Raw genomic sequence first — 620 nt, 5'->3', positions numbered from 1 at the left:
CCGCCGCTGTCCTCGGGACGGGCCCCGCCGGGCAGACGGGTGTCGTGCCGGTAGGGGGCGTCGGTGAGCAGGCGCAGGCCGAGGGTCATTGCGCCGGGCAGGTCTGCGGGGTGCTGGAGGAGGTGGTCGGCGACGATGAGGGCGTCTTGTTCCAGCCGGGACAGGCTGGTGAGGTCACCGGCGGTGTTCTCCAGGCGGGTGGTGAAGCCTGGTTCGGGGGAGTGGCCGAGCAGTTGGAACGCGGTGGCCAGTGCGCGTTCGGGTGGTCCGAGCACGGTGTGTTCGGAGTCTTCCTCGCCCGCCGGTGACTTCTCCCACCGCCGCCATTCCTGGGCGAAGCCGTCCAGGTGCGCGGCCCGTTCCTCGCCGGAGACAGGGTCACCGGTGTGGGTGTCCGGGCCGGTGGTTTGTGATGTGTCCGGCTGGTGGCCGTAGGAGTTGAGGGCGTGGGTGAGGGTCTGGAGGTGTTCCTCGCTGAGCCGGGAGGTGATCTCGGGGTTGTTGAGGATGGCGCGGATTCCGGACTGGGTGGAGTCGCTGGTGTCGGCCCGGAATTGGAAGCTGCCGCCGAAGGGGTCGCCGATGCTGGTTCCGGCTTTGCGGAATCGTTCGGCCCAGTC

At 69.5% G+C, this 620-nt stretch carries 1 protein-coding gene; it reads right to left on the bottom strand.

Annotated features, from left to right (window positions below; translation table 11 throughout):
- The coding region (locus IE294_RS47070; RefSeq protein WP_189895429.1) for a hypothetical protein at nt 1-620 on the bottom strand (620 nt) is incomplete at both ends.

Origin of the sequence: Streptomyces canarius (assembly GCF_014650735.1) — a bacterium.
In the GTDB taxonomy this organism is placed as follows: domain Bacteria; phylum Actinomycetota; class Actinomycetes; order Streptomycetales; family Streptomycetaceae; genus Streptomyces; species Streptomyces olivaceoviridis.
The sequence above is the reverse complement of the archived record's forward strand: the minus strand, read 5'-3'. Positions and strand labels throughout refer to the sequence as shown.